We start from the raw sequence: 22,352 nt of genomic DNA on the forward strand, positions 1-22,352 counted from the left end.
CAGTCCATCAACATTCCGGACGCGGCACAGCTCGGCGGGCGGTGACCGGATCGCACGGCGATGCGGCAACCGCGGCGGTGTGATGCGCGGGCTCAGTTCGGATACACGGCCGGATCCACGTCGTAGGTCGGCAGCGGGCGGGTCGGGGTCTGTGCGTCGGCCCGCGCCCATGCCGCCACGTCGCGGCAGCGGGCGAAGGTCACGTCACCGCACTCCTGGGCATAACCGATAAGATTGCGCAGGGCCATGATTCGGCCCGGCCGCCCGGTGAGGAACGGGTGCATGCACACGTTGAACAGGCAGCCGTAGTGGCGCATGCCGTCGAGTTCGGCGCGCCACATCTGCTCGACCTTGACCGGTGATTCGATGACCGATCCGATGCGCGGTTCGGGCAGGTACGCGTATTGCTCCCAGTCGTCGAGTGACCAGTGCACGGGCAGCTCCGCGACCGGCCCGTGCGCGCTGTCCACGAGGTAGGGCCGGTCGTCACCCATCAATGAGGAGTCGTAGGCGAGCCCGTATTCCGCTACCAGGCCGAGGGTTTCGCGGCTGGCGCTCCACATCGCCGCGCGATGCCCGGCAATCTCGATGCCCTGCGCCGCGAAAACGTCCAGTGCCCGTTCGAAATCCGCGCGTTCGCCACCAGCGGGCAGCGAGGTGGGCGACCGGTGACTGTAGGAGTGGTGCGCGACCTCGTGCCCACGATCGACGATCGACTGGGCCAGACCAGGACGCTGCTCCGCTACCCAGCCTGGCACGAAGAACGTCGCGGGAACGGCCATTCGGTCGAGCAGATCAAGGATCCGCGGCACACCCACATCCGGTCCGTACGACTGATGCGACATCACCATCGGCTGGTCGGCGTAGTGGCGGCCCTCCGCGAGAATGGGCGTCTCCGCGTCGACGTCGAAGGTCAGCGTCGCCACCGCCGCTGCGCCGCGGGTCCAGTACCGTTCGCTCATTCGCTGTTTCGCGCGCGCCATGCCGCGGCGCAGTCCAGGGTAGCCATGGGATGCAGCATCTCACGGTCGAACGACGCGAGTTCGGACCCGGTCTCGACCCGACGCGGCAGGTCCGGATTCGCGAGAGCACCTGTACCCAGCGACAGCACATCGGCATGTCCACCGGTCAGTACATCGGCGGCCTGGGGCAGGGCGTGCATGCCACCATTGGCGATGACCGGGCGGCCGGACACGTCACGGGCCAGCTGGGTGATGGTCGCGCCACTGGGGAATTGCGCGGTCTCGAGGAAATTCCGGCCCTCGCTGGCAATGTGCAGGTAGGTGGCATCGGCCACGGCGGCGAAGACGATCTGCGCGTCGGCTTCCGCCCCAGGCCAGCGGTAGGTGAAATCGTTGACCTTGGTCTGCGAGAGCCGGACGCCGATGGGGAAGTTGCCGAGAGCTTCGCGCAGGGCCCGAAGCACGCGCGCGGTCAGTCGGATGCGGTTCTCGACGGGCCCGCCGTACTCGTCGGTGCGCTGGTTGGTGTAGTCGGTGAGGAACTGGTCGAGCAGATAGCCGTTGGCCGCGTGGATTTCGACCCCATCGAAGCCTGCCTGCCGGGCGTTCTCGGCCGCCGCGACGAAACCCGTGACGACATCGTCGATATCGCGCGTGGTCATTTCGCGGGGCGCGTTCCACGCTCCGCCGACTCCGCCGTAATCGGGCATCATTTGCCCGCGCGGCTGGACAGCCGACGGTCCGATGGTCTCGAATCCGTAGGCATTGCCCTGTGAGATGGCGCCGGCGTGCATCAACTGCGCGACGATTGGAGCCCCGGCCGCGTGCACGGCGTCGACCACCGCACGCCATCGCGCGATATGCCGCTCGGTGACCAGACCGGGCTGATTGAGGTAGCCCTGGCTGTGGGCCGGATCCGGGTAGATGCCCTCGGTGATGATCAGGCCGAATCCACCCGCCGCGTAATCGCGGTAGTACTCGACCATCTGCGCCGTGGGGGTGCCGTCGGGTTCGGCGGAGATCCGCGTCATCGGTGCGACGGCGAATCGGTTACGCAGCGCCAGAGTACCGAGGTGGAACGGCTCGAGCGCCGGGTGCGCCAGTTCAGTGATGGTCATCGGTGTTCTCCTCGGTAGTCGGGGGAAGGATGGTCATGGCCAGCGGGGTGGGCCCGGCCCCGTTGATGGGATTGTGGTCCTGCGGGCAGGCCGAAACGACCACGATGCAGTCCATTTCGGCTCGGACGGTGATCGCGTCGCCGGGCGCGGTGGCCGCCGCGAGCCAGGACAGGCTCTCGTCGGCGGCGACCGGGATGCGCATGAAGATGTTGATCGGCTGCGGAATACACGGCAGCCCAGGGTGTCCCAGCTCGGCCATGGTCTGCCGGAGATTGTCTGCGCAGTTGCGGTGAGTCGGATCGCCGTATGCCGCATAGCGTTGCGGGTCGCAGGCGGCGATAAGCATGTCGTGCATACCCGGTGACGTGTCGGCCAGATACGTGAGGATCGGGCGCCGCCGGTTGGTGACGAAGGATTCGCCGAGCGCGGGAAACAGTCGGCTGGTGTGGGTGCGGGTGTGTGCGGCGCTGTGGTGTTCGGTGATGTCGTGGGCGTTGTAGGCGAACACATCACCCACCTGGCCACCGTCGATGTCGATGATCCGCAAACGCTCGCCGGCGTGCAATGTCACCGACCGGGCCTGTCTGGCCGGTATGGTGACAGGCTCTGGATAGCTCAACGCTGTCATGCCGATCAGTCAATCGAACGGCTGCGACTTATGTAATGGATGAGTGCACAGCATTCTCTCGGTTCAATGGATGTTTATCTATGTCCAAGCGAGAATATGTCTCGGTAGTGTGCTATCGAATCATTCCGTACCCGACGATCGGATGTACCCTCCATGACCACCGCCAGTGCCATGGCCGAGGCTCTCGCCCACGGCGAAGTGACATCGGCGCAGCTGGTCGCGGATGCCGTCGACCATGCGCAGCAGCCGGATTCGGCCGCGGTGATGATCACCCTCACCAGCGAGCGCGCCGGCTATCAAGCCGAGGCAAGTGATCGCCGCCGCCTGCGGCGAGCCCCACGCAGCCGACTCGACGGCGTCCCCATTGCGTGGAAGGACGTGTTCGATATCCAGGGCACCGTCACGACGTGCGGCTCGGCCAGCCACCTCCACGACGTATCCGCCGCCGTGGACAGCCATCTCGTCCGGCGCGCCCACGACAGCGGACTGGTCACCGTCGGCAAGACCAATCTCAGCGAGTTCGCCTTTTCGGGACTCGGGATAAACCTCTGTTTCGGAACACCCGCCAATCCAGTCGACCCCGAATTGGTTCCCGGCGGCTCCTCGTCCGGATCGGCGGTAGCCGTGGCGCGCGGCATCGTCCCGCTGGCGGTCGGCACCGACACCTCGGGCTCCGTGCGCGTACCCGCCGCCTACTGCGGGATCGTCGGATACCGTGCCAGCCCAGGTCGTTACGGCCCGCACGACTTCGCGCCGCTGTCGGTGACACTCGACAGCGTCGGCGTCTTCGCGAGGACCGTGGACGACATCATCGCGCTGGACCGCGTGCTCGCCCCCACGCGGGCCGATAGCCGTTCGCTGCCACCGCGATTCGTCGTCCCGGCCGGTGAGTGGACAGAGGACATCACACCTGAGATCGCCGCCGACCTGGCCTCCGCCATAGCCGAATTCCGTTCCGCCGGAGCCGATATCAGCGTCCGTCCGTTGTCTTCGCTGGCGACCGCCCAAAAGCTGATGGACCGCAGCGGCACCATCGTCGGCGCAGAGGCATTCCGACTGCACAGCCACCGCCTCGACTCGACGATGCCGATCGAACAGGCCACCCGGCGCAGACTTGAAAGCAACACGTACACAGCCGATTCCATTGCCCCCGTCTACGCGGCGATGTCCGATCTGCGCGCCGAGTTCGCCGCCGAACTCGGCGACGCCACCCTGCTGTGCCCCACCGTCCGACATGCGCCGCCGCGCCTGGCCGATCTCCGGTCCGACCCAGCCCGCTACGACAGCGCCAACGCCACCACCCTGCGCACCACGATGGTGCTCAGCTACCTGGGCACCTGTGGAATTACCCTCTCCACAACGGCTTCGGGCTACCTGCCCGGAACCGGTCTGCTGCTGTCGCGGCCACCCGGACACGACAGCGCACTGCTCGCGCATGCGGACTGGACACAGCGTGTCATTGCGGATGGAGCACCACCGCGCGGCGAATCCACACGCCCATCACATCGCTGACCTGAATGGCCATCCAAGACTTCGCCAGAATGGCCTCATGAGCCAACTACCCACGCTCTCCACCCCCGAGATCACTTCGGATCGCCTTCGGCTGCGCAAAGCACACGACGACGACCGCGCGGGATTCATCGAGTTACAGACCGACCCCCAGGTGCGGGCATATCTCGGCGGACCACGGCCACCCGCCGCTGTCGAGCAGTATCTCGACGCCGTTGGCACCACCAACGTGACAGCCAGCCCAGGCGTCTACGTCATCGCGGACAAGGAGACCAACCTGCTCATCGGAACGTTGATGCTCAACCGCCGATCTGCCGACCAGCCCGGACACCTCACCGAGGACGGCGAAGAACTGGAACTGACCTATCTGCTGCGACGCAACGCCTGGGGCGCAGGTCTGGCATTCGAAGCCGCCACCGCGGCACTGCGCACTGCCGCCAACGAACTCCCCGACCAACCGGTCCTGGTCATCACCCAAACGGCAAACCATCGTTCACTGAAACTCGCCACCCGCCTGGGGTTCCAGACAGTCAGCACATTCGAAGAACATGGCGCGCAGCAGACTCTCGCCACCACCCGACTGCACACATTCAAATCCTGAGGATCCATGGCACGAACTCCGTCGCTCGCCCGGCCTTACCTCGCCGAAGTGGAACAGCCTGCATAGGCCGACGGCCGACTTCCGTTGGGACAACAACTCGACGATCTGCCTCACCGGGTGCAATAACGGCGGAACTGCACATCGAGTGGGGCGAGTTCGCTACGGATTCGTGTGGTAACCCCCGGAATATGCCTAAGCGGTATAGTTCGATGGTGACCGAAGCGAAGTCTCCGCCGGCTGCCGGGGTGCCCGAACTGCCGACGACGAGTTGGGCCGTGCTCGGCATGCTCTCGCACGCCGATGAACTTTCCGGCTACGACCTGAAGAAGTGGGCCGACTGGAGCCTGCAATTCTTCTATTGGAGCCCGTCGTTCAGTCAGATCTATGCTGAGCTCAAACGCCTCGAGAAACACGGTTATGCCACCTCGCGCACGGTGCTGCAGGATGACGGCGTGCGTGGCAAGCGCATGTACGCCATCACCGAGCGCGGTCGTGCAGCCGCGGCGCAGTGGGTGAACCACGCACCGGTGGAGGCGCCGGTGCTCAAGCACAGCGTCATGTTGCGGGCCTGGCTGGGGCATCTCGCGGAACCGGATCGCTTGCGCGAAATCCTGACCGAGCACATCGGATATGCGGAGCGGATGCGCGCACTGGCCGAGGTCGATGCCGAGGGCGCCGACGAGAATCCGGATCGGGCCTATCCAGGTGCGGTACTGCGCTGGTGCATCCGGCATTACGAGGCCGAGCGCGATTTCGCGAAGGAACTGCTTGCCGACGTGGACAAACTCGCGGCAAAGACCGCGCCGAAGAAGTCCGCGAAGGGCGCAGGCCGCCGCGCTTCCTGAGCCTGCGCACTGAGTGGGACTACTGGCGCGGCTACCGCGACGAGCTCTCCGGAACCGAAACCCTCGCACTGGTTTTCGGTGCCCCGGTGCGCGAATCGGTATTGGCGCGGCTGCATTCGGAATGTCGCACCGGTGACGCGCTCGGCTTGCTGCGCTGCGACTGCGGCGACCAACTCGATGCCGGGTTGCGCGCGGTCGCCGATGAGGGCGGTGGCGTGGTGGTCTACCTGTGCGGACATGAGGGCCGGGGCATCGGATTGTTGAACAAGTTGCGTGCGTATGAATTACAGGATTATGGCGCCGATACCGTAGAAGCGAATCTCGCGCCGGGGTTGCCGGTCGATGCCCGTGGGTATGCGGCAGGTGCCTAGGTATTCGCCGATCTCGGTATCCGGTCGGTCCGGCTGCTCAGCAACAACCCGGCCGAACAGGCGGGCCTGGAACAGTAGGCGGGCACGGTGATGCGGCGGCTGCCGCCGCACGCGACGCCGACCGAACATAACATCCGTTACCTGCGCGCCAAGCGCGACCGGGTGGATTATCAACTCTCGGGTGTGGACGCCGAACCGGCAAGGGCCACCTCGTAGTAACGGATCTTTTCCGATAGACGTCGTCGAATGCTGGCTATTTGCCGCAAGATTGCCGACATGTGCGTGTTTCACTGCGAAGATTTTTCGTTCGAGTCCTGCGATGCGGGTCGGCCTGCTTTCCTGGTGGGGTCAGGATGGAGAGTCCGCGAGTTGGGTGAGCCGGAAGTCGGGGACAGCGGTGCACCGAATACCGATTCAACAGCAGCGCTTCCGTGCGGGGTGGCTGTGGTGGTCCGTTGGCGTTCTGCTGATCGCGGCGGTGGTCGCGATCTGGATCGCCAGACCCGAGCGCCAGTCGTCCTGCGCGGCGACACATTCGGCCCCGGATACCGGGACCGGCACATCGCGAATGATGGTGGTCAACAGTAGTACCGGTGGTGCCAACCGGCATCCGGTGGACGCATCGCCACCCACCAAGCCGGGCGAGGCGCGGTACTACTCGTTCGGTCCCGGTGCCGCGTGTTCGTTCGCCGGGCTGCCGACCAACGGTTTCTATGTGGGCGTCTCGACTCGGGAATACGGTCACGCGGATTTGTGCGGTGCCTACCTCGATGTGCACGGTCCGCGCGGCGATGTCCGGGTCCTCGTCGCCGACCGCTGCCCGGGATGTGCTCCGGGGCAACTGAATTTGAGCACCGCGGCCTTCGAACAGATCGCGGATCGGTCCGACGGCGTCGCGCAGATCCGGTTTTCCGTGGTCCGCGATCCGCTTCCTCCGCCCGAGCTGAGTTACGAACTCGAGCCGGACTCCTCGGCCTCCTGGCTGGCCATGCTGGTGACCGGATCGGGAAATCCCATCCAGCGGATCGCATTACGGGCCGCGGCGGGCGGTCCGTGGCATGAGCTCGACCGCGGTATGGACAACTACTGGACGATCAGCGGCGCCGGACCGGGACCGTTCTCGGCGCAGGTGACCGATGTCCACGGGCATCAGGTGGAGATCACCGGGATCGCCCTGGAGCAGGGCAAGCGATACACCGGCTTGCAGCTCTACACCGAGCCCGCTCCGGAACCGCTGCCTGCGTCGACGCCGGACAGCACGGCCAAGACACCGCAGTCACCGTCGAGCGTCGCCGCGATGGTTTGTAAATCCTAGCGGTCAGCCGAGTTTCGTGGCGAGAGCCCGTCCGGCGGCGCGGCCGGAGAAGATGCAGCCACCGAGGAAGGTGCCCTCCAGCGCGTTGTAGCCGTGCACACCGCCGCCGCCGAATCCGGCGACCTCGCCCGCGGCATACAGTCCGGGCAGAGGTGTGCCATCCGGCCGCATTACCTGCGAATCCAGATTGGTCTGTAGCCCGCCGAGGGTCTTGCGGGTCAAGATATTGAGCCGTACCGCGATCAGCGGTCCGTGCGCCGGATCGAGGATGCGATGCGGTTTGGCGACGCGGCCCGCCTTATCGCCGAAGTACTGACGCGCGTTGGTGATGGCCATCAGCTGCGCGTCCTTGGAGTACTTGTTGGCGATATCGCGGTCGCGGGCGAGGATCTGTCGCTCCAACTCGTCGTAGTCCAGCTGCGGGCCGCGGGCGATCTTGTTCATGCCATCGACCAACTCGCGCAAGGTATTCGCGACCACGAAGTCGACCCCGTGCTGTTTGAACGCCTCGACCGGACCGGGCGCACCCTTGGCCACCCGGCTCTTGAGGGTGAGCTTGAGATCCTTACCGGTGATATCCGGATTCTGCTCCGAGCCCGAGAGCGCGAACTCCTTCTCGATGATCGACTGGGTGAGCACGAACCAGGAGTAGTCGTAGCCGGTGGCCAGGATCTCCTTCATCGTCGAATTGGTATCGAAGCCCGGGAAACACGGTGCGGGCAAACGCTTTCCATTGGCATCGAACCACAGCGAGGACGGGCCGGGGATGATCCGAATGGCGTGATCGGGCCAGATCGGATCCCAGTTGACAATGCCCTCGGTGTAGTGCCACATGCGATCACGATTGACGGTGGCGCCGCCCGCGGCCTCGGAGATGGCGAGCATCCGTCCGTCCACATGTGCGGGCACACCGGAGATCATGGTCTCCGGTGCCGGACCGAGCCGTTCGGTGGGCCAGTTGTGGCGGATCAGCTCGTGATTGTGACCGATGCCGCCGGAGGTCACGATCACGGCCCTGGCACGGAATTCGAAGTCGCCCATTACATTGCGCGATGACGCCCGACCGCGTGCCAGATCGGTCGGCTCGAGCACGCTGCCGCGCACGCCGACGACCGCGCCGTCCTCGACGATCAACTCGTCGACCCGGTGCCGGAAACTGAAGCCGACCAGCCCACGTCGCTCACCCCCGAGCACCGGTTCCTGGAACACCCGCACCACCTCGGGCCCGGTACCCCAGGTGAGATGGAAGCGCGGCACCGAATTGCCGTGGCCATCGGCGAAGGCGCCACCGCGCTCTGCCCAGCCGACCAGCGGCGTGACCCGTAAACCCAACTCGTGCAGATAATCCCGCTTCTCGGTGGCCGCGAAGCGCACATAGGCGCGCGCCCACTGGCGGGCCCAGTAGTCCTGATCCTCACGATCGAAACCCGCGGAACCGAACCAATCCTGCAGTGCCAGTTCGTAGGAGTCCTTGATGCCGAGGCGGCGCTGCTCCGGACTGTCCACGAAGAACAGTCCGCCGAGCGACCAGAAGGCCTGGCCGCCGAGATTATTGCGATTCTCCTGGTCCAGCACATGCACCTTGCGGCCCGCCTTGACCAGTTCATGGGTCGCCACGAGCCCGGCCAGGCCCGCGCCGACGACGATGACATCTGCCTCTTGCGTGAATTCGGCACTCGCGTCGGTCATGGTCACCCTTCGGTTTCGGTGCTGTAGGCCAGCACGAGATGGCAGAAAAGGTCGGTGCGTCGCGTGCGCACTGTGCGGCTGCGCGGTTCCATCAGCATCTGAACGGCGGTGCCGTCGTGCACCGCGACCAAGGCCTGACCGAGTGCGACGGGATCCGGTACCGTCCGCCCGACGCGGGTCAGTGCGGCGACGATCGTCGGCATCAGCGCCGCGACGATCGCCTCCTCACGCTCGGCCATCACCTGCCGCAGGCCGGGAGTCCGCAGGGCATGCGAGGTGAACTCGGCGGTAATGCGGAACCAGTCCTCATCGATCGGCACGGCGCGGTCCAACCGCTCGACCGCGGCGCGAACATCGGCGACGCTCTCGACCGAGAAGCCGTCGAGAGTCGTGCGGACACCGGCGATCATGGCGGTCGACCGCTGCTCCCACATAGCCAGGAACAACTCGTCGAGCGAGGTGAAGTTGGAGTAGAAGGCGCCACGGGTGAAGCCCGCCCGTTCACAGACGCGCTCCACCGAGGCACGGCCGAAGCCCTCCTCGGCGAAAACCTGATACGCGGCGGTGAGCAGCCGTTTACGGGTCTCGGTGCGACGGCGGGTCACCCGGCGCACCGGGGTATCCGCATCGGTGGTCGATGCCAACGCGCACCTCCTCGGCATCCGATCCGTTCAATACGGCAGTGTATTCGATACAGAAATGTATCAGAAGGCCGACTTACCTTCGGCGGAACGGGTGGGCCGGCATGGTCAGCGTGGATAATCCGAAGAGACCGTTCCCCTGTCGGTGAGGAGTGACCGGGATGAATGCGAGTGCGGCGACCACGGGCATGACCGGCTGGCGGGTGCGACGGCCGGGACCGATCGATGGCGGTCCACTCGACTTCGTACGCGAAGCGGTGCCCGAACCCGCGGCCGGTGAATTGCTGGTGCGGGTGCTTGCCTGCGGGGTCTGTCGCACCGACCTGCATGTGGCCGAGCGGGATCTGCCGGTGCATCGGCCCGGTGTGGTGCCGGGGCACGAGGTAGTGGGGGAGGTGGTGGCGCAGCGGCCGACGGTTGCGTCGGGATCCGCTGAGACACTCGGCTCTCCGGCGCCCGAATTCGCGGTCGGTGATCGCGTCGGCATTGCCTGGTTGCGCCACACCTGCGGCAGCTGCCGATACTGTGTGCGCGGCGCGGAGAATCTCTGCCCGAATTCGGAGTACACGGGCTGGGACGCGGACGGCGGGTACGCCGAATATGCCACTGTCCCAGCGGCTTACGCGCATCGGTTGCCCGCCGGATATAGCGATATGGAGACTGCGCCGCTGCTGTGTGCCGGGATCATCGGCTATCGCGCACTGCAGCGCGCGGATCTGCCCAGGGGCGGACGACTCGGGATCTACGGCTTCGGCGGCAGTGCGCATATCGCCGCACAGGTTGCCATGGCGCGCGGTGCCGAGGTGCATGTGATGACCAGGGATTCGGCCGCGCGCGAGTTGGCCGCAGACCTCGGCGCCGCCTCGGTGCAGGGTGCGGCGGATCGGCCTCCGGTCCAATTGGATTCGGCGATCTTGTTCGCGCCGGTCGGCGAGTTGGTGCTGCCCGCGCTGGAAGCCCTCGACCGCGGCGGCATCCTCGCCATCGCGGGCATCCATCTCAGCGATATCCCCGTCCTGAACTATCAGCGGCATCTGTTCCAGGAGCGCGAGATTCGCTCGGTGACTGCCAATACCCGCGCCGACGCGCGCGAATTCCTCACGTTGGCGGGCGAACATCGTATACATGTGACCACAACGGGGTACTCCCTCGGTACAGCAGATCGAGCCCTCGCGGATCTTGCACACGGACGTTTCACCGGCGCAGCGGTTCTCATCCCATAACCGCCCGAATCATCATGCGCTGGACCGGATTCCAGGACACGATTCAGCGTTGAACCGGTCTCGCTTCAGCTGAGTTGCTTGACGCAACTCACTGCCGTTCTTACCTTCGCGGATATAGCCGCGTGACACTTGTCGCTGACAAGCGTCACTCGGCTTCTCACAACGGCGTGAGAGGTGATCACGATGGAAATCCGGAAGGTAAGAGTATTCGAGAAGCGGCGGCTGGCACGGGTATTCGCTGTGCTACTGCTCGTTGCCGCGGCGGGTGTGACGGCCGGTATCGGCGCGCAGGCACGGGCGGACTGTGCCGCGGTCGAAGTGGTCGTCGCCAGAGGCACCCGGGAACCCGGTTGGCTCGGCTCCGTCGTCGGCGATCCGCTGTATGGCACACTGCTGCGAGCACTTCCGGTGAGTAGCAGTGCTTACCGGGTGGGCTATCCCGCGGACCTGCTCGACCCGACCTCGCTCAGCCGCGGCACCCAGGACATGACCGACCATGTCATTCGGCAGTCGCACATGTGCCCGGATCAGCAGTTCATCCTGGTCGGCTACTCGCAGGGCGCGGCCGTCGTGCACGATGTGGTCGGCACCGGCATCGTGACCGCACTGCCCGGAACCCATATGCTCCCAGGCGATCTCGAATGGAAGGTGTCCGCGGTCCTGTTGTTCGGAGATCCGCTCCGGCGGATCGGTTGGGGCGTACCCGGCAACTACGCCTGGAAGACCGCCGATTACTGCACCGGTGGTGATCCGATCTGCGGTGGCGGCGTCGACCCGAGCCAGCACACGAACTACGCCTGGGCGTTGTGGCCGGCCGCGGATTTCGCAGCGAGCCGGGTATAACCGGGAAATCCGCGCGGCGGGGTCGAGCACCGACCCCGCCGTCGGTGTGTTCGCGTGCGATTCATGCCGATGGCACCCAGACGTGGGACAGTCGGAGGTATGACAGCGCACCGTCGCATCGGCATGATCGTCGCGGGCCTCGTGAGTATTGCTCTGGTGGCGGGGTGTGGTACCGCATCGGACAGCAGCCACACCACCTCGACGGCACCGGGAGTGATCCCACTCATCTCGACCGACGATCTGCGCGGCGCGCAGTCGGATGAAGTACATCTGTTCGGCCTCAACGATTTACACGGCAACCTGCAGCCGCCAGCGGGTTCGACCGGCAAGATCGCCGGATACGACGCGGGCGGTGCGGCCTATCTCGCCACCCATCTGGCTCGGCTGAAGAAGGCGTATCCGGCCAGTGCGGTGGTGTCGGCGGGCGACAACATCGGCGCGAGCCCGCTGGTGTCCGGACTCTTCCACGACGAGCCGACCATTACCTTCCTGAATTCCATCGGACTGGCCGCCTCCTCGGTGGGTAATCACGAATTCGATGACGGCATCATCGAATTGGCGCGGCTGCAACAAGGCGGGTGCGCACCCGCCGGCTGCTCGCCCGGTGCGCCGTTCGCCGGAGCGAAGTTCCCGTTCCTGGCCGCCAATGTCACCGATGCGGACGGTAAGCTGCCGCCCACGCTGCGGCCGTGGACGATGCTCGAGGTCGGCGGACACAAGATCGGTGTCATCGGGACGGTGACGCCCGAGACGGCGAGTATCGTTTTCCCGGAGGGTATTCGGGGCTACAGCTTCAGTGATGAGGTCGCGGCCATCAATCGCTATGTCCCCGAGGTGAAATCGGCTGGTGCGCAGACGGTGGTGGCGCTGCTGCACGACGGCGGCGTGCAGAAAACGGCCCAGAATGCGGCGGTCGACTACAACGGCTGCGCGAATATCTCCGGCGAGGTTACCGCATTGGCAACCGGTGTCGATCCCGCGGTGCGGGTGCTGTTCACCGGACATTCGCACCAACCGTATGTCTGCACCATCGACGGCAAGGTGGTCACCCAGGCCGCCTCCTATGGTCGGCTGATCACCGATGTGACCTTGCGCTTCGGCGCCGACGGGGTGCAGGCATCGGCGGTCAACCGGGTGGTGACCCGGGATGTCACGCCGGACGCGGCCACCACCTCCCTCATCGACTTCTATGCCGAGCAGGCCAAGCCGCGCGCGGATCGCCCGGTCGGCATCGCCGCGGCGTCGTTGCCACACGAACCGGCGGGCTCCGGCGAATCCCCGCTCGGTGATGTCATCGCCGATTCGATGCTCTCGGTCACCGCGGCGGCACCTGCGGCGGCGGTCGCGGCTTTCATGAATCCGGGCGGCGTACGCACCGATCTGAAGTCCGGTCAGATCAGCTACGGCGATATCTACAGCGTCCAGCCGTTCGGTAATCAAATCGTTACGGTCACCATGACCGGCAGTCAGATCCTCCGTCTGCTCGAACAGCAATGGACGAACGGTAAGGCGACTGTGCTCTCACCCGCCGGTCTCACCTACACCTATGTCGAGTCGGGTTCGAAGGGCAGCAAGATCGTCGCCGACAGCGTGCGTATCGGCGGCCAATCCCTCAACCCGGTCGCCACGTACCGCATTACCACGAACAGCTTCCTGGCCTCGGGCGGCGATGGTTTCACGGTCTTCGCCGAGAGCACCGACAGAACCGTCGGACCCATAGATCTGGACGCCTTCGAGGCCTATCTGCAGGGTCGCCCGCCGCTGGTTTCCCCGCCCGCCCGTGCCGAGAAGCGCTGAGTGCCATCGCCGCGGCCTTCGGCCGTGTGGGCAAACGCGGTGTCCTGATTCAGGATTCGCGTTCGGGGATTATTTGAAAACTGTTGTAACACAAAATGTTAACGGCGCTCCTTGGTGACCATTCACACATAGCCAAGGGCCGCAACTCACTTGTCCGGGGCTAGCTGTGCCGGTTAAAGTTACCCATCAGTAGGGCGATGGTGTCCCTGCGTTGGCTCAGCAACCTGTTGGCTGTAGCCGAATCAATGATGTCCGCATTCACTGCCGCATGCCGGGCGCGCTTGTGAGACAACTCAATTCGAGTGCGACAGCAGGAGGAAATGCGATGACGACTTTCATTGTGACGGGCGGCACCGGATTCTTGGGCCGGCGGGTCGTTCAGGAACTTTTGGCGGCCGATTCCGAAGCCATTGTGCATGTACTGGTTCGCACCGCGTCGGTGGCGAAATTCAATGAACTCACCGCGGGCTGGACCGGTGGTGAACGCGCCCTTCCGATGCTCGGCGATCTGACCGCCGAAGGTCTCGGTTTGATCGAGGACGCGCCCAAGGCCGGCCATGTGATCCACCTCGGTGCGGTCTACGACATGACCGCCGATGAGGAGGCCGCGCATGCGGTCAATGTCGCGGGCACGCGCGCGGTGCTGGAACTGGCCCGCGAATTGGGCGCGGTGCTGCACCACGTCTCCTCGGTGGCCGTCGCCGGCGACCACAAGGGCAAATTCTTCGAGGAGGATTTCGACCTCGGTCAGCGGCTGACCTCGCCGTATCACCGGACCAAATTCGCCGCGGAGCGGCTGGTCCGCGAATCCGAGGGGGTGCGCTGGCGGGTGTACCGGCCAGCGATCGTGGTCGGTGATTCGCGCACCGGTGAGATGGACAAGATCGACGGTCCGTACTACTTCTTCCCGGCCATCTCGCGCCTCGGCGCACTACCGGCCGACCTGCCGATGCTGCTGCCGGATCTGGGCGCGACCAATATCGTGCCGGTCGACTATGTGGCGGGTGCGATGGTCGAGTTGGTGTGCCGCAAGGGGCTGGACGGACGTACATTCCACCTGGTCAACCCGCAACCGCAGCCGTTCGGCGAGATCTACGGTGCGCTCGCGGCCGCGGCGGGCGCGCCGACCGGAATCGGCACGGTGCCCGGCAGCGGACTCGCGCTCAACGGTCTCGCGCATATCCCGGGCGTCGCGACGGTGCGCGATTTCCTGTTGGAGCAGTTGGGAATTCCGGCCGAGGTCGCACCGCACACCTCGTTCGCGGCGGAATTCGTCTCCGATTCCACGCGGGCGCAGTTGCGCGGCAGCGGTGTGGCGGTGCCCTCGTTCGACAGCTACGCCGATCGGCTGTGGCGATACTGGGCTGAGCACCTGGACCCGAACCGGGATCGGCCCGGCGACAGTGGGGATCCGCTGGACGGACGCGTCGTCCTGATTACCGGAGCGTCCTCGGGCATCGGCTTGGCCACCGCCCACGCCCTCGCGCGGCGCGGTGCGACCGTGCTGATGGTGGCGCGTGGTATCGACGACCTGCACGCCGCGGCCGATTCGGTGCGGGCCGAAGGTGGTGTCGCGCATGCCTATCCGTGCGATATCACCGATTCCGACGGCGTGGACGATGTGGTCGCCGCGGTACTCGCCGATCACGGTCATGTCGATTATCTGGTGAACAATGCGGGGCGGTCGATCCGTCGGTCGGTGGTGAATTCCACCGACCGCATGCACGATTTCGAGCGGACCATGGCGGTCAATTACTTCGGTGCGGTGCGACTCATTCTCGCGCTGCTGCCGTCGATGCGGGCGCGGCGTTTCGGACATATCGTGAATATCTCCTCGATCGCCGTGCAGACCAAGGTGCCGCGCTTCGCCGCGTATGTTGCGAGCAAATCCGCACTGGACAACTTCAGCGAGATTGCCGCCGTCGAAAATCGGGACGCGGGAATCACTTTCACCTCGGTGCGCATGCCATTGGTGCGTACGCCGATGATCGCGCCGACCGATCTCTACCGCTCGCTGCCGGTGCCGGATCCGGACCGTGCCGCCGCCATCGTGGTGCGCGCTGTCGAGGACCGCCCGCACCGCATCGACACCCCGGTCGGCACCTTCGCCCAGGCGGTCGAACTGCTGATGCCGTCGGTCAAGCGGACGATCATGCACCAGGGATTTCGCTGGTTCGGTGAATCGCATGCGGCACAGGGGAAGCAGACGGTGGCGCCGGCCGCCGCCGACGAGACGGATCAGGACTCCGGTCGTAACGCGCTGTCCTATCTCGCACCTGTGGTACTGCCGCTGATGGCATTGCCCAGCCCAGCTGCGCGGGTCACCCGCGTAATCCCCGGCCTGCAGTGGTGAGCGCGCCATGATGGGCTGATGGCCGAGGATTGCAGCATGGGTACCGTCAAGTTCTTCGAGGTGGAGCAGGGGTGGGGCGCGATCGCCTCACCCGATCTGCCGCCGGGATGCGACGCCTGGGTCCACTTCAGCTCCATCGACGGCGATGGTTTCCGGATATTGACCGAGGGGGACCGCGTCGAGTTCGGATACGAGCAGGCGCAGCAGGACGGTTTCCGGTACCGGGCGACATGGGTAAGGAAGTTTTGACGGCGTGAGCGGCCTCGGTCGTGGGATGTTCGGCCTTGGTGTGGATGAGGGGTGTTTCGCATTCTGGCCGTGCCGACCGCCTGTATTTCCTGCGGCATAGTTGCGGTCCAGTGGCTGTGTCGTGACGAATCCTGGGACAGGGGGACCGTTGAACTCGTGGCAGAGATAGCGGTCGTGAGAGTCGTAGGAATGGTGTGGGTCAGTTCGATCAGTTGACCGATGAATTTTTGTCGGCCCTCCAGTTTCTGGCGAAGCTGTCGGCCGGAGATGGTGGGATGACCGCCTTGTGCGGCGCCTGTGTGCGGGTGCTGCCGGTGCAGCGTGCCGCGATCTTGATCCGCGAGCGCGATGCCGGGCTGCAGCCGTGGGCCGCAACTGATTCGGTGGCGGCGTGGGTGGAGGCGGTGCAGGCCACCGCGGGACAGGGGCCGGCCGTGGACGCCGTCGCCGCCGGTGTGCCGGTGCTGGTGGCCGATCTGGCCGAAACCGATATGCGGTGGCCGGGTTTCGCCGATGAATTGAACCGGGTCGAGGTGGCGGGATCGATGGTCGCGGTGCCGTTACAGCTAGGGGTGGTGCGTTTCGGCGTGCTCGATCTGTACCGGGCTGAGCCGGGCAAGCCGGAACCCCCTGTGATCTCGGCGGGGCTGCATATCGCCGATCTGGTCATCGCGCAATTGGTGGCCGGATCGGCGAAATCCGTGCACTCCGCCGCGCAATGGTGGGATCAGCCGCTGACCAGTCGCACGATCCATCAGGCGGCCGGAATCGTGCTCGCGCAATTGGACATTCGCGCGCCGGACGCGTATGCGCGTATGCGCGCCTATGCCTTCGCACACGGGCTGTCGCTGGCCGAGGTCGCGGCGCTGGTCGTGGCCAACCGGATCCGCTTCGATACCTGACTCAGTCCGCCGCTTCGGCTCCCGGATCGATGCGCCCCTCGACGATCTCACCGGCGATATCGGTGAGCCGCCGTCCGGTGGCGCGGGCATGTTCGCGCATGAGCTGGAATGCCTGATCCATATCCAGGTCGCCACGCTCGGCGAGCACACCCTTGGCCTGCTCGATGGTGACGCGCGCGTTCAGCGCGGTCGGCAACTGCGCCTGGATTGTCGCGTCCTGCGCGAGCAGCACATGATGCGCTATGCCGACGGCCGCGATATCGGCGAGGATCTGCGCGATGCGCAGATCCTGCTGCCCGAGCGCGGTGGCCGAGGCGGCGAGAATCGTGAGCGCGCCGATGCTGTCGCGATGCAGCCGCAATGGCACGGCATAGGCACAGCGATAGCCCGCGGCCGCCGCCGCGGGTGCGAACCCCGGCCACAGGTCCGTGGCGGCACACAGATCGGGGACCGATGCCGCGGTCTTGTTCCGATAGGCATCCCGGCTCGGCCCGTCGCGCTGTAACAACTCGAGCAGCCGCAGCGACTCGTTGGTTGAGGCGAGTACCTGTAGCTCACCGCGTTGGTCGGCCAGCAACAATCCGGCATCGGTCGCGCCGGTGATTTCGGTACAGGTCTCGAGCAGCTGCTGACACTGTTCGACGACGTCGAAATCGCCCGCCAGCGAGTCGACCGTGCGGACAAGTGATCGCAATAACGGGATCGAATCCGGCAGCTGCTCGGAGGATCGGTCATGCTGCCGATTGTCGAATGCGAGCGCCAATGCAGTCTCCCGGTCGCGGTGATTGTTACTCGCCGCAATGCGGCACGTTCAACGGAGAGAATTCGGCGAAAACGAGCCTCATGGGGTACATCATCGTGCACGGTCGAGGTGGAACCTGTCGTCCATGGTGACATTCGGATAGTAGTCATGTCGACCACTTCGGCAGGCCGGTCATGGAATTCGATGGGGAGCTGGACAATTCGAGTGAAGCATGGTCTTGTCGAAATTGTGGTGTGTGACTTCGCCCGGCCATATCATTGAAATGTCAGCAAGTGCGGGACTAGAGGGGACGACCGACTTTCGCGCATGCGGGGTGATTCGCGTGTCTGACAACGAGGTGCTGGTCGCCGCGGCAATGCGGCTAGCCGAACTGCTTCCTGCGATCGGTGACACAGCAGAGATGGTTCGCCAGCTGATGAATAGCGCGATAGTCGCGCTGGACCTGGTCGGTTGCACTGTCATGCTGATGTCGGACGAGACGCTCACGCCCGATGAGCAATCCCGCATGGCGGCCGCCGCTCCGGACGAGCTGGTGGCCATGGAACTCTGTCAGCATCGCAGTGAACGCGGTCCGAGCGTGGACGCGTTCCGATCCAGCAAACCTGTCGCGATCGACGATATCGGTCGACACCGCGAGCGTTGGCCGGAGTTCGCCGTCGAAGCCGTCCGGCATGGCTTGTCATCGGTGGCCGAGATCCCGATGCGGGCCGGCGAGACCACAGTCGGCGCGCTCGGCCTGTACGGTCCGAGCCCGCGCGTCTGGACCGATCAGGATCTTTCGGTGGGCGGACTGCTGGCGAGCATGGCGACCGGCCACATCCTCAGTTCCCACGTGCTGCGTCGTCAGCAGCGTTTGACCGCGCAGTTGCAGCGTGCGCTGGATTCGCGGATCGTCATCGAACAGGCGAAGGGTGTGATCGCCAATGCCAGGCGGACCACGCCGGAGATCGCATTCGAGTTGATCCGGACGCATGCACGCAAGAATAGGGTCGCCGTACACGCGGTGGCGAAAGGGATCGTCGAACTCGGCCTGCGTGTCTGAGCAAACCCATTGCCTGCCAGAAAGCGCATGGACAAGCGCACGTTGCGAGGTAATGTGAAGTTGGATCATCGGCCCCAGTCCCCGGCCGTATCCCGGTCTCCGACAGTTCCGTCCATGCCTTCGACGGTCTACTTTGGCGCAGCTTCATTCGTCGAATCGACCTTGCTGGTTGCATCACCGGTTTGTCTGGGGGCACTCGTGATCCTGCTCGTTTCATCTCGGTCCGAACGCATTTCACATCGGTCCGAACGAATTCCAACCCCTGCGCGGTCTGTAGCTCGTCCCGTTCGTGATCCGATTGATATCGAATCCGGTGGTGTCGATGCCGAATTGGTACATCGCATCGGCGACGGCGATCAAGAGGCTTTCGCGCAGTTCTACCGCCGCACCCGCGGTCTGGTCTACCGGCGCGTGCTGGCGATCGTCCGTGACCGCGGGTACGCCGAAGAGACCTGTCACGACGTCTACCTCGAGGTGTTGCGCTGTGCTGTCGGGTTCGAAGAGCGCCGCGGTTCCGTGCTCACCTGGTTGCGCATGCTGGCGCATCGCCAGGCCGTGGACCGGGTCCGGCACGAGCGCGCCACCATGGACCACAATCACTCCTGGGGCAGTCGCGATTATCAGCCCCCGACCGATGTCGTGGCCGAGGAGGCAATGCGTCACGACGAAAGGGATGCCTTGCGTCGCAGCCTCACCCAGCTGACCGCACTCCAGCACGAATCCATCGCGCTCGCGTACTACTCCGGACTCAGCTATCCCGAGGTGGCGGCGCGTCTCGGCGTCGGTCTCCCAACGGTCAAATCCCGGATCCGGGCGGGCCTGGAACATCTGAGGACCGACCTATCGGAATCGCCCAACTAGGGCTCGGCCGACTGCCCGTGCCGACCTGCCCTGCTCAAATGCCTTGCGGTACACACTCAACGCCTCGCGGCACGCCTAATGGTCTGGGCGATATCGGTTTCGGTATGCGCGGCCGGGGTGATGAAGGAATGGCCGAGTACACCGCGGCCAACAGTTCCAGCGTGCGAATTTCCTGGGACTCGAGGACACTGGTCGTGTCAGCTACCGCACCGCCACCAACGACGTGGCCTTGCGTGGTCTACACGACCTCACCCGTACCGAGGGCATCATTCCCGCCCTCGAATCCGCCCATGCCGTCGGCTATGTTCTCGAACTGGACGAGCACGGTGAACTGCCACGGACTCGATCGTGGTGCTCGGTCTTTCCGGTCGCGGCGACCAGGATCTCGCCATCGCGGCGGAGCGGTTGGCCGGATAACCGACTCGCGGATCGGTTGCCGTATGCCAGCATGGCCGAATGACTAACGGGGCGAACCGAATTGCCGAGCACATGGTCGAGCTGATGATGGACTACGGCCAGTTCTGCATAGACGGCGGTCTCGGCGATCCGGATATCGAACTCGACCTGCTCGATCAGGCATGGGCACGGCGGCCATGCGCGGGCGACGGCACCGTACTGCTCGTGCTGAGCCCGCATCAGAACAACTTCGAGATGTCGATCACGGTGCAGGTGTGGGATGACAGGCCGCCGAACGATCGTGACGATTGGCAGCAGGTCTGTGAGGGACGGCTCCGGGTGGATTCCGAGGGGGCGCTGAGTATTTCGTCGCCGTTGGGTTCGTGGGTGGACGCGTGTCCGGTGCCGCCCGGCGATTATCTGATCGAGGTCGGCGGTCGCGGATTCGTGAACTACGGATGGCCCGGGACAACGACGCCCGGTGATATCTGGCGGATTCGGTTGTGGCCCGACGACGGTGGTGAACTCCTGCCGCACCAGCAGTGGGATATGCCGGGATACGGCATCCCGGAAAATGTGCCGATACCCGAGCGGACCGAGGCGGAGGAATCTGCGGCGGAGCAGTGGGTTGTCGTGATGGACTCCACCGGTTCCCGCCGCATCCTGGCCAGTGAACTCGAGGCGGAGTTGGCGGCGGCCGAGCGCCTGGAATGGGGTGGCGATCCAATACCGGAACTGCGCGAACACCTTTCGGCCGCGGAACTGGCCCGCTTCGACCGACCGCTCGCCGAGGCGATCGCCACCATGGATGAGCCGACCTTGCGGCGGCTGGCTCGCCGATGCGCGGTCAAGGCCTGTGAGTTGGCTGGTATCGCCGAAAGGCCGTGGGTAGCAACGGCATTGGTGGAATTGTGCGAAGGACGACCGCTACCCGCGCCGTTCGATGACATGGAGACCGCCTTCGAGTGCTTGGGCGAGGAGGAGTTCGGACCTGCCGAGGACCGTTCGCGGCAACTCGTCGCAACGATCGGCAAGCCGAGAAGTTCGCACGCGAATCCCTTCGATATGGATGTGCATCGCCCGCACTTCGCATTGAGTGCCGTCGAGCACGCGACGGATCCGGACGCGTTGACTGCGGCGGTAGCGGCGCTGCATACCGCCGCGGTAACCTTCGGTGCCGATGCCCCGGTGTTATTCGCCGAAATAGGCGCCGAGTTCCGCTGAGGACGATCCGCGAATCACCCTGATCGGCAAGATCATTCGCAAGTACAGCCTCAACGAGCTACCTCAGTTCATCAATGTGCGCGGTGAGATGAGCGTGGTCGGCCCGCGTCCGCAGGTGCGGCGCGAGGTCGACAGCTACCACGGCGATATGCGGCGCAGGCTGCTGGTGAAGGTGGGCGTCTCCGGTCTGTGGTGGGTGAGCGGGCGTTCGGGTCGCTCGCTCGAGGATGCGGTGCGTCTCGACCTGTCCTATGTCGAGAACTGGTCGATGATCCTGGATCTGCTGTTGATCACCCAGACGATCGGCGCGGTCGCGCGCGGGAGGGTGCGTATTGAACCGCGCTGATCAGCAGGGACGGCGCGCCGGGAATTCGGCGGCGAGTTCGGCGAACACGGCGGTATTCAGCGCGAAGGCCCGCTGTCCCTCGTCGAGCACCCGGCGCCGCTCGAGATCGTCGAGCGGCAATTGGTCGAGCAGTCCGCGGTATTCGCGTTTGAAGGCCGCCGGATTGCCGAGCGCGTCGAAGACGTAGAAGCGCACACCGTCGCCGCGATGCGGGAGATTCCACAACTTCTCGGCGGTGCCCCGGATGACCTGGCCGCCCGAGAGGTCGCCGAGATAGCGGGTGTAGTGGTGCGCGATATATCCGGCGGGCCATTCGCGGGCACATTCATCGATGCGGGCGGCGTAGGCGGCCGTGGCGGGCAGCGCTTGGAGGGCAGCACGCCAGTCGGTGCCGATGAGGTGCGCGAGGTCGCGTTCCAGTTCCGTGGTCCTGGCCAGTTCGGGACGGATGAACGGACCCGCGATCGGATCGTCGGCCAATGCGTTCCAGTGGTCTTCCAAGGCCCGGTAGATGAACCAGAGTTGGGCGGTGTAGCGGTGGTAGGAGTCGATGCCGAGTTCGCCGCCGAGCATGTCACTGATGAACGAGGAGTTCTCCGCATCTTCGTGTTGCTGTGCGGTGGCGGTGCGGATAGCCGTGGAAAACGGGACTGTATCCGACATTTCTGGACCAC

General features: G+C 65.1%; 23 protein-coding genes and 1 pseudogene. 17 read left to right on the forward strand and 7 right to left on the reverse strand.

Going from position 1 to position 22,352, the window contains the following annotated elements:
• Positions 1-92 precede the first annotated feature (92 nt).
• From AB0J29_RS09860 to AB0J29_RS09870, 3 genes are read right to left on the reverse strand one after another with little or no spacing between them, the layout of a single operon-like run.
• Positions 93-962 (reverse strand): polysaccharide deacetylase, encoded by an 870-nt coding sequence (locus AB0J29_RS09860; protein WP_364782167.1) that lies wholly within the window; start codon positions 960-962, stop codon positions 93-95.
• Complete coding sequence (locus AB0J29_RS09865; RefSeq protein WP_364782170.1) at positions 959-2,080, reverse strand: NADH:flavin oxidoreductase; 1,122 nt, start codon at positions 2,078-2,080, stop codon at positions 959-961. The genes AB0J29_RS09860 and AB0J29_RS09865 overlap by 4 nt, the downstream gene beginning before the upstream one ends.
• A complete protein-coding gene (locus AB0J29_RS09870; RefSeq protein WP_364782172.1) occupies positions 2,067-2,708 on the reverse strand; it encodes an urea carboxylase-associated family protein in 642 nt (213 codons plus the stop codon). The genes AB0J29_RS09865 and AB0J29_RS09870 overlap by 14 nt, the downstream gene beginning before the upstream one ends.
• Positions 2,709-2,861: 153 nt before the next feature.
• Here AB0J29_RS09870 and AB0J29_RS09875 point away from each other — a divergent pair, with 153 nt between their 5' ends.
• The 6 genes from AB0J29_RS09875 (at position 2,862) to AB0J29_RS09900 (ending at position 7,349) form a co-directional block, all read left to right on the forward strand.
• Positions 2,862-4,220, forward strand: a complete 1,359-nt coding sequence (locus AB0J29_RS09875; protein WP_364782174.1) for an amidase family protein — start codon at positions 2,862-2,864, stop codon at positions 4,218-4,220.
• A 37-nt stretch (positions 4,221-4,257) separates the two neighbouring features.
• On the forward strand, positions 4,258-4,818 hold the full coding sequence (locus AB0J29_RS09880; protein ID WP_364782177.1) for a GNAT family N-acetyltransferase: 561 nt from the start codon (positions 4,258-4,260) through the stop codon (positions 4,816-4,818).
• Positions 4,819-5,030: 212 nt separating this feature from the next.
• Complete coding sequence (locus tag AB0J29_RS09885; protein ID WP_364782180.1) at positions 5,031-5,663, forward strand: helix-turn-helix transcriptional regulator; 633 nt, start codon at positions 5,031-5,033, stop codon at positions 5,661-5,663.
• Positions 5,664-5,665: 2 nt separating this feature from the next.
• On the forward strand, positions 5,666-6,034 hold the full coding sequence (locus AB0J29_RS09890; protein ID WP_364782355.1) for a hypothetical protein: 369 nt from the start codon (positions 5,666-5,668) through the stop codon (positions 6,032-6,034).
• Between the two features lie 87 nt (positions 6,035-6,121).
• Positions 6,122-6,250, forward strand: a complete 129-nt coding sequence (locus AB0J29_RS09895) for a hypothetical protein (RefSeq protein ID WP_364782183.1) — start codon at positions 6,122-6,124, stop codon at positions 6,248-6,250.
• Between the two features lie 103 nt (positions 6,251-6,353).
• Entirely contained in the window at positions 6,354-7,349 is a 996-nt protein-coding gene (locus AB0J29_RS09900; RefSeq protein ID WP_364782186.1) for an expansin EXLX1 family cellulose-binding protein, read from the forward strand.
• A gap of 3 nt (positions 7,350-7,352) precedes the next feature.
• On the opposite strand, the gene AB0J29_RS09905 is transcribed toward AB0J29_RS09900, so the two are convergent.
• Positions 7,353-9,038 carry an FAD-binding dehydrogenase gene (locus AB0J29_RS09905; protein ID WP_364782189.1) on the reverse strand — a complete coding sequence of 562 codons (1,686 nt, stop codon included), beginning with the start codon at positions 9,036-9,038 and terminating at the stop codon, positions 7,353-7,355.
• A 2-nt stretch (positions 9,039-9,040) separates the two neighbouring features.
• Positions 9,041-9,682: a TetR/AcrR family transcriptional regulator gene (locus tag AB0J29_RS09910; RefSeq protein WP_364782192.1), complete on the reverse strand. Its 642-nt coding sequence runs from the start codon at positions 9,680-9,682 to the stop codon at positions 9,041-9,043.
• A 185-nt stretch (positions 9,683-9,867) separates the two neighbouring features.
• Here AB0J29_RS09910 and AB0J29_RS09915 point away from each other — a divergent pair, with 185 nt between their 5' ends.
• From AB0J29_RS09915 to AB0J29_RS09940, 6 genes are all read left to right on the forward strand, one after another.
• Positions 9,868-10,902, forward strand: coding sequence for a zinc-binding alcohol dehydrogenase family protein (locus tag AB0J29_RS09915; protein ID WP_364782358.1), 1,035 nt, complete (start codon positions 9,868-9,870; stop codon positions 10,900-10,902).
• A 183-nt stretch (positions 10,903-11,085) separates the two neighbouring features.
• Positions 11,086-11,745 carry a cutinase family protein gene (locus tag AB0J29_RS09920; protein WP_364782195.1) on the forward strand — a complete coding sequence of 220 codons (660 nt, stop codon included), beginning with the start codon at positions 11,086-11,088 and terminating at the stop codon, positions 11,743-11,745.
• Positions 11,746-11,844: 99 nt separating this feature from the next.
• Positions 11,845-13,542, forward strand: coding sequence for a 5'-nucleotidase C-terminal domain-containing protein (locus tag AB0J29_RS09925; RefSeq protein WP_364782198.1), 1,698 nt, complete (start codon positions 11,845-11,847; stop codon positions 13,540-13,542).
• 325 nt (positions 13,543-13,867) lie between these two features.
• Positions 13,868-15,895 (forward strand): SDR family oxidoreductase, encoded by a 2,028-nt coding sequence (locus AB0J29_RS09930; protein WP_364782201.1) that lies wholly within the window; start codon positions 13,868-13,870, stop codon positions 15,893-15,895.
• 36 nt (positions 15,896-15,931) lie between these two features.
• Complete coding sequence (locus AB0J29_RS09935; protein WP_364782204.1) at positions 15,932-16,144, forward strand: cold shock domain-containing protein; 213 nt, start codon at positions 15,932-15,934, stop codon at positions 16,142-16,144.
• A gap of 194 nt (positions 16,145-16,338) precedes the next feature.
• Positions 16,339-17,046 (forward strand): GAF and ANTAR domain-containing protein, encoded by a 708-nt coding sequence (locus tag AB0J29_RS09940; RefSeq protein WP_364782207.1) that lies wholly within the window; start codon positions 16,339-16,341, stop codon positions 17,044-17,046.
• Position 17,047: 1 nt separating this feature from the next.
• Here AB0J29_RS09940 and AB0J29_RS09945 read toward each other — a convergent pair whose 3' ends face one another.
• Positions 17,048-17,809 (reverse strand): GAF and ANTAR domain-containing protein, encoded by a 762-nt coding sequence (locus tag AB0J29_RS09945; RefSeq protein WP_364782210.1) that lies wholly within the window; start codon positions 17,807-17,809, stop codon positions 17,048-17,050.
• A gap of 322 nt (positions 17,810-18,131) precedes the next feature.
• Between AB0J29_RS09945 and AB0J29_RS09950 the strand changes: the two genes are divergently transcribed.
• From AB0J29_RS09950 to AB0J29_RS09970, 5 genes and pseudogenes are all read left to right on the forward strand, one after another.
• Positions 18,132-18,851: a GAF and ANTAR domain-containing protein gene (locus AB0J29_RS09950; protein WP_364782213.1), complete on the forward strand. Its 720-nt coding sequence runs from the start codon at positions 18,132-18,134 to the stop codon at positions 18,849-18,851.
• A gap of 330 nt (positions 18,852-19,181) precedes the next feature.
• Positions 19,182-19,712 carry a sigma-70 family RNA polymerase sigma factor gene (locus AB0J29_RS09955; protein ID WP_364782216.1) on the forward strand — a complete coding sequence of 177 codons (531 nt, stop codon included), beginning with the start codon at positions 19,182-19,184 and terminating at the stop codon, positions 19,710-19,712.
• Positions 19,713-19,935: 223 nt separating this feature from the next.
• Complete coding sequence (locus tag AB0J29_RS09960; RefSeq protein WP_364782219.1) at positions 19,936-20,172, forward strand: hypothetical protein; 237 nt, start codon at positions 19,936-19,938, stop codon at positions 20,170-20,172.
• The gene (locus AB0J29_RS09965; protein WP_364782222.1) at positions 20,169-21,332 is read left to right on the forward strand and encodes a hypothetical protein; all 1,164 of its coding nucleotides are present in this window, start codon (positions 20,169-20,171) and stop codon (positions 21,330-21,332) included. The genes AB0J29_RS09960 and AB0J29_RS09965 overlap by 4 nt, the downstream gene beginning before the upstream one ends.
• A pseudogene (locus AB0J29_RS09970) lies at positions 21,331-21,678 on the forward strand (sugar transferase); the annotation flags it as partial. The gene AB0J29_RS09965 and the pseudogene AB0J29_RS09970, both read left to right, overlap by 2 nt.
• Here the strand turns inward: AB0J29_RS09970 and AB0J29_RS09975 are convergent.
• Complete coding sequence (locus tag AB0J29_RS09975) at positions 21,679-22,341, reverse strand: biliverdin-producing heme oxygenase (RefSeq protein ID WP_364782225.1); 663 nt, start codon at positions 22,339-22,341, stop codon at positions 21,679-21,681.
• Positions 22,342-22,352: the final 11 nt, after the last annotated feature.

Origin of the sequence: Nocardia sp. NPDC049707 (assembly GCF_040674855.1) — a bacterium.
GTDB lineage: Bacteria > Actinomycetota > Actinomycetes > Mycobacteriales > Mycobacteriaceae > Nocardia.

Bases quoted from the DNA above. Each gene is read 5' to 3' on its own strand.
- AB0J29_RS09860 (WP_364782167.1), bottom strand. From the start codon at position 962: ATGAGCGAACGGTACTGGACCCGCGGCGCAGCGGCGGTGGCGACGCTG.
- AB0J29_RS09865 (WP_364782170.1), bottom strand. From the start codon at position 2,080: ATGACCATCACTGAACTGGCGCACCCGGCGCTCGAGCCGTTCCACCTC.
- AB0J29_RS09870 (WP_364782172.1), bottom strand. From the start codon at position 2,708: ATGACAGCGTTGAGCTATCCAGAGCCTGTCACCATACCGGCCAGACAG.
- AB0J29_RS09875 (WP_364782174.1), top strand. From the start codon at position 2,862: ATGACCACCGCCAGTGCCATGGCCGAGGCTCTCGCCCACGGCGAAGTG.
- AB0J29_RS09880 (WP_364782177.1), top strand. From the start codon at position 4,258: ATGAGCCAACTACCCACGCTCTCCACCCCCGAGATCACTTCGGATCGC.
- AB0J29_RS09900 (WP_364782186.1), top strand. From the start codon at position 6,354: ATGCGGGTCGGCCTGCTTTCCTGGTGGGGTCAGGATGGAGAGTCCGCG.
- AB0J29_RS09905 (WP_364782189.1), bottom strand. From the start codon at position 9,038: ATGACCGACGCGAGTGCCGAATTCACGCAAGAGGCAGATGTCATCGTC.
- AB0J29_RS09915 (WP_364782358.1), top strand. From the start codon at position 9,868: ATGACCGGCTGGCGGGTGCGACGGCCGGGACCGATCGATGGCGGTCCA.
- AB0J29_RS09920 (WP_364782195.1), top strand. From the start codon at position 11,086: ATGGAAATCCGGAAGGTAAGAGTATTCGAGAAGCGGCGGCTGGCACGG.
- AB0J29_RS09925 (WP_364782198.1), top strand. From the start codon at position 11,845: ATGACAGCGCACCGTCGCATCGGCATGATCGTCGCGGGCCTCGTGAGT.
- AB0J29_RS09930 (WP_364782201.1), top strand. From the start codon at position 13,868: ATGACGACTTTCATTGTGACGGGCGGCACCGGATTCTTGGGCCGGCGG.
- AB0J29_RS09935 (WP_364782204.1), top strand. From the start codon at position 15,932: ATGGGTACCGTCAAGTTCTTCGAGGTGGAGCAGGGGTGGGGCGCGATC.
- AB0J29_RS09965 (WP_364782222.1), top strand. From the start codon at position 20,169: ATGACTAACGGGGCGAACCGAATTGCCGAGCACATGGTCGAGCTGATG.
- AB0J29_RS09975 (WP_364782225.1), bottom strand. From the start codon at position 22,341: ATGTCGGATACAGTCCCGTTTTCCACGGCTATCCGCACCGCCACCGCA.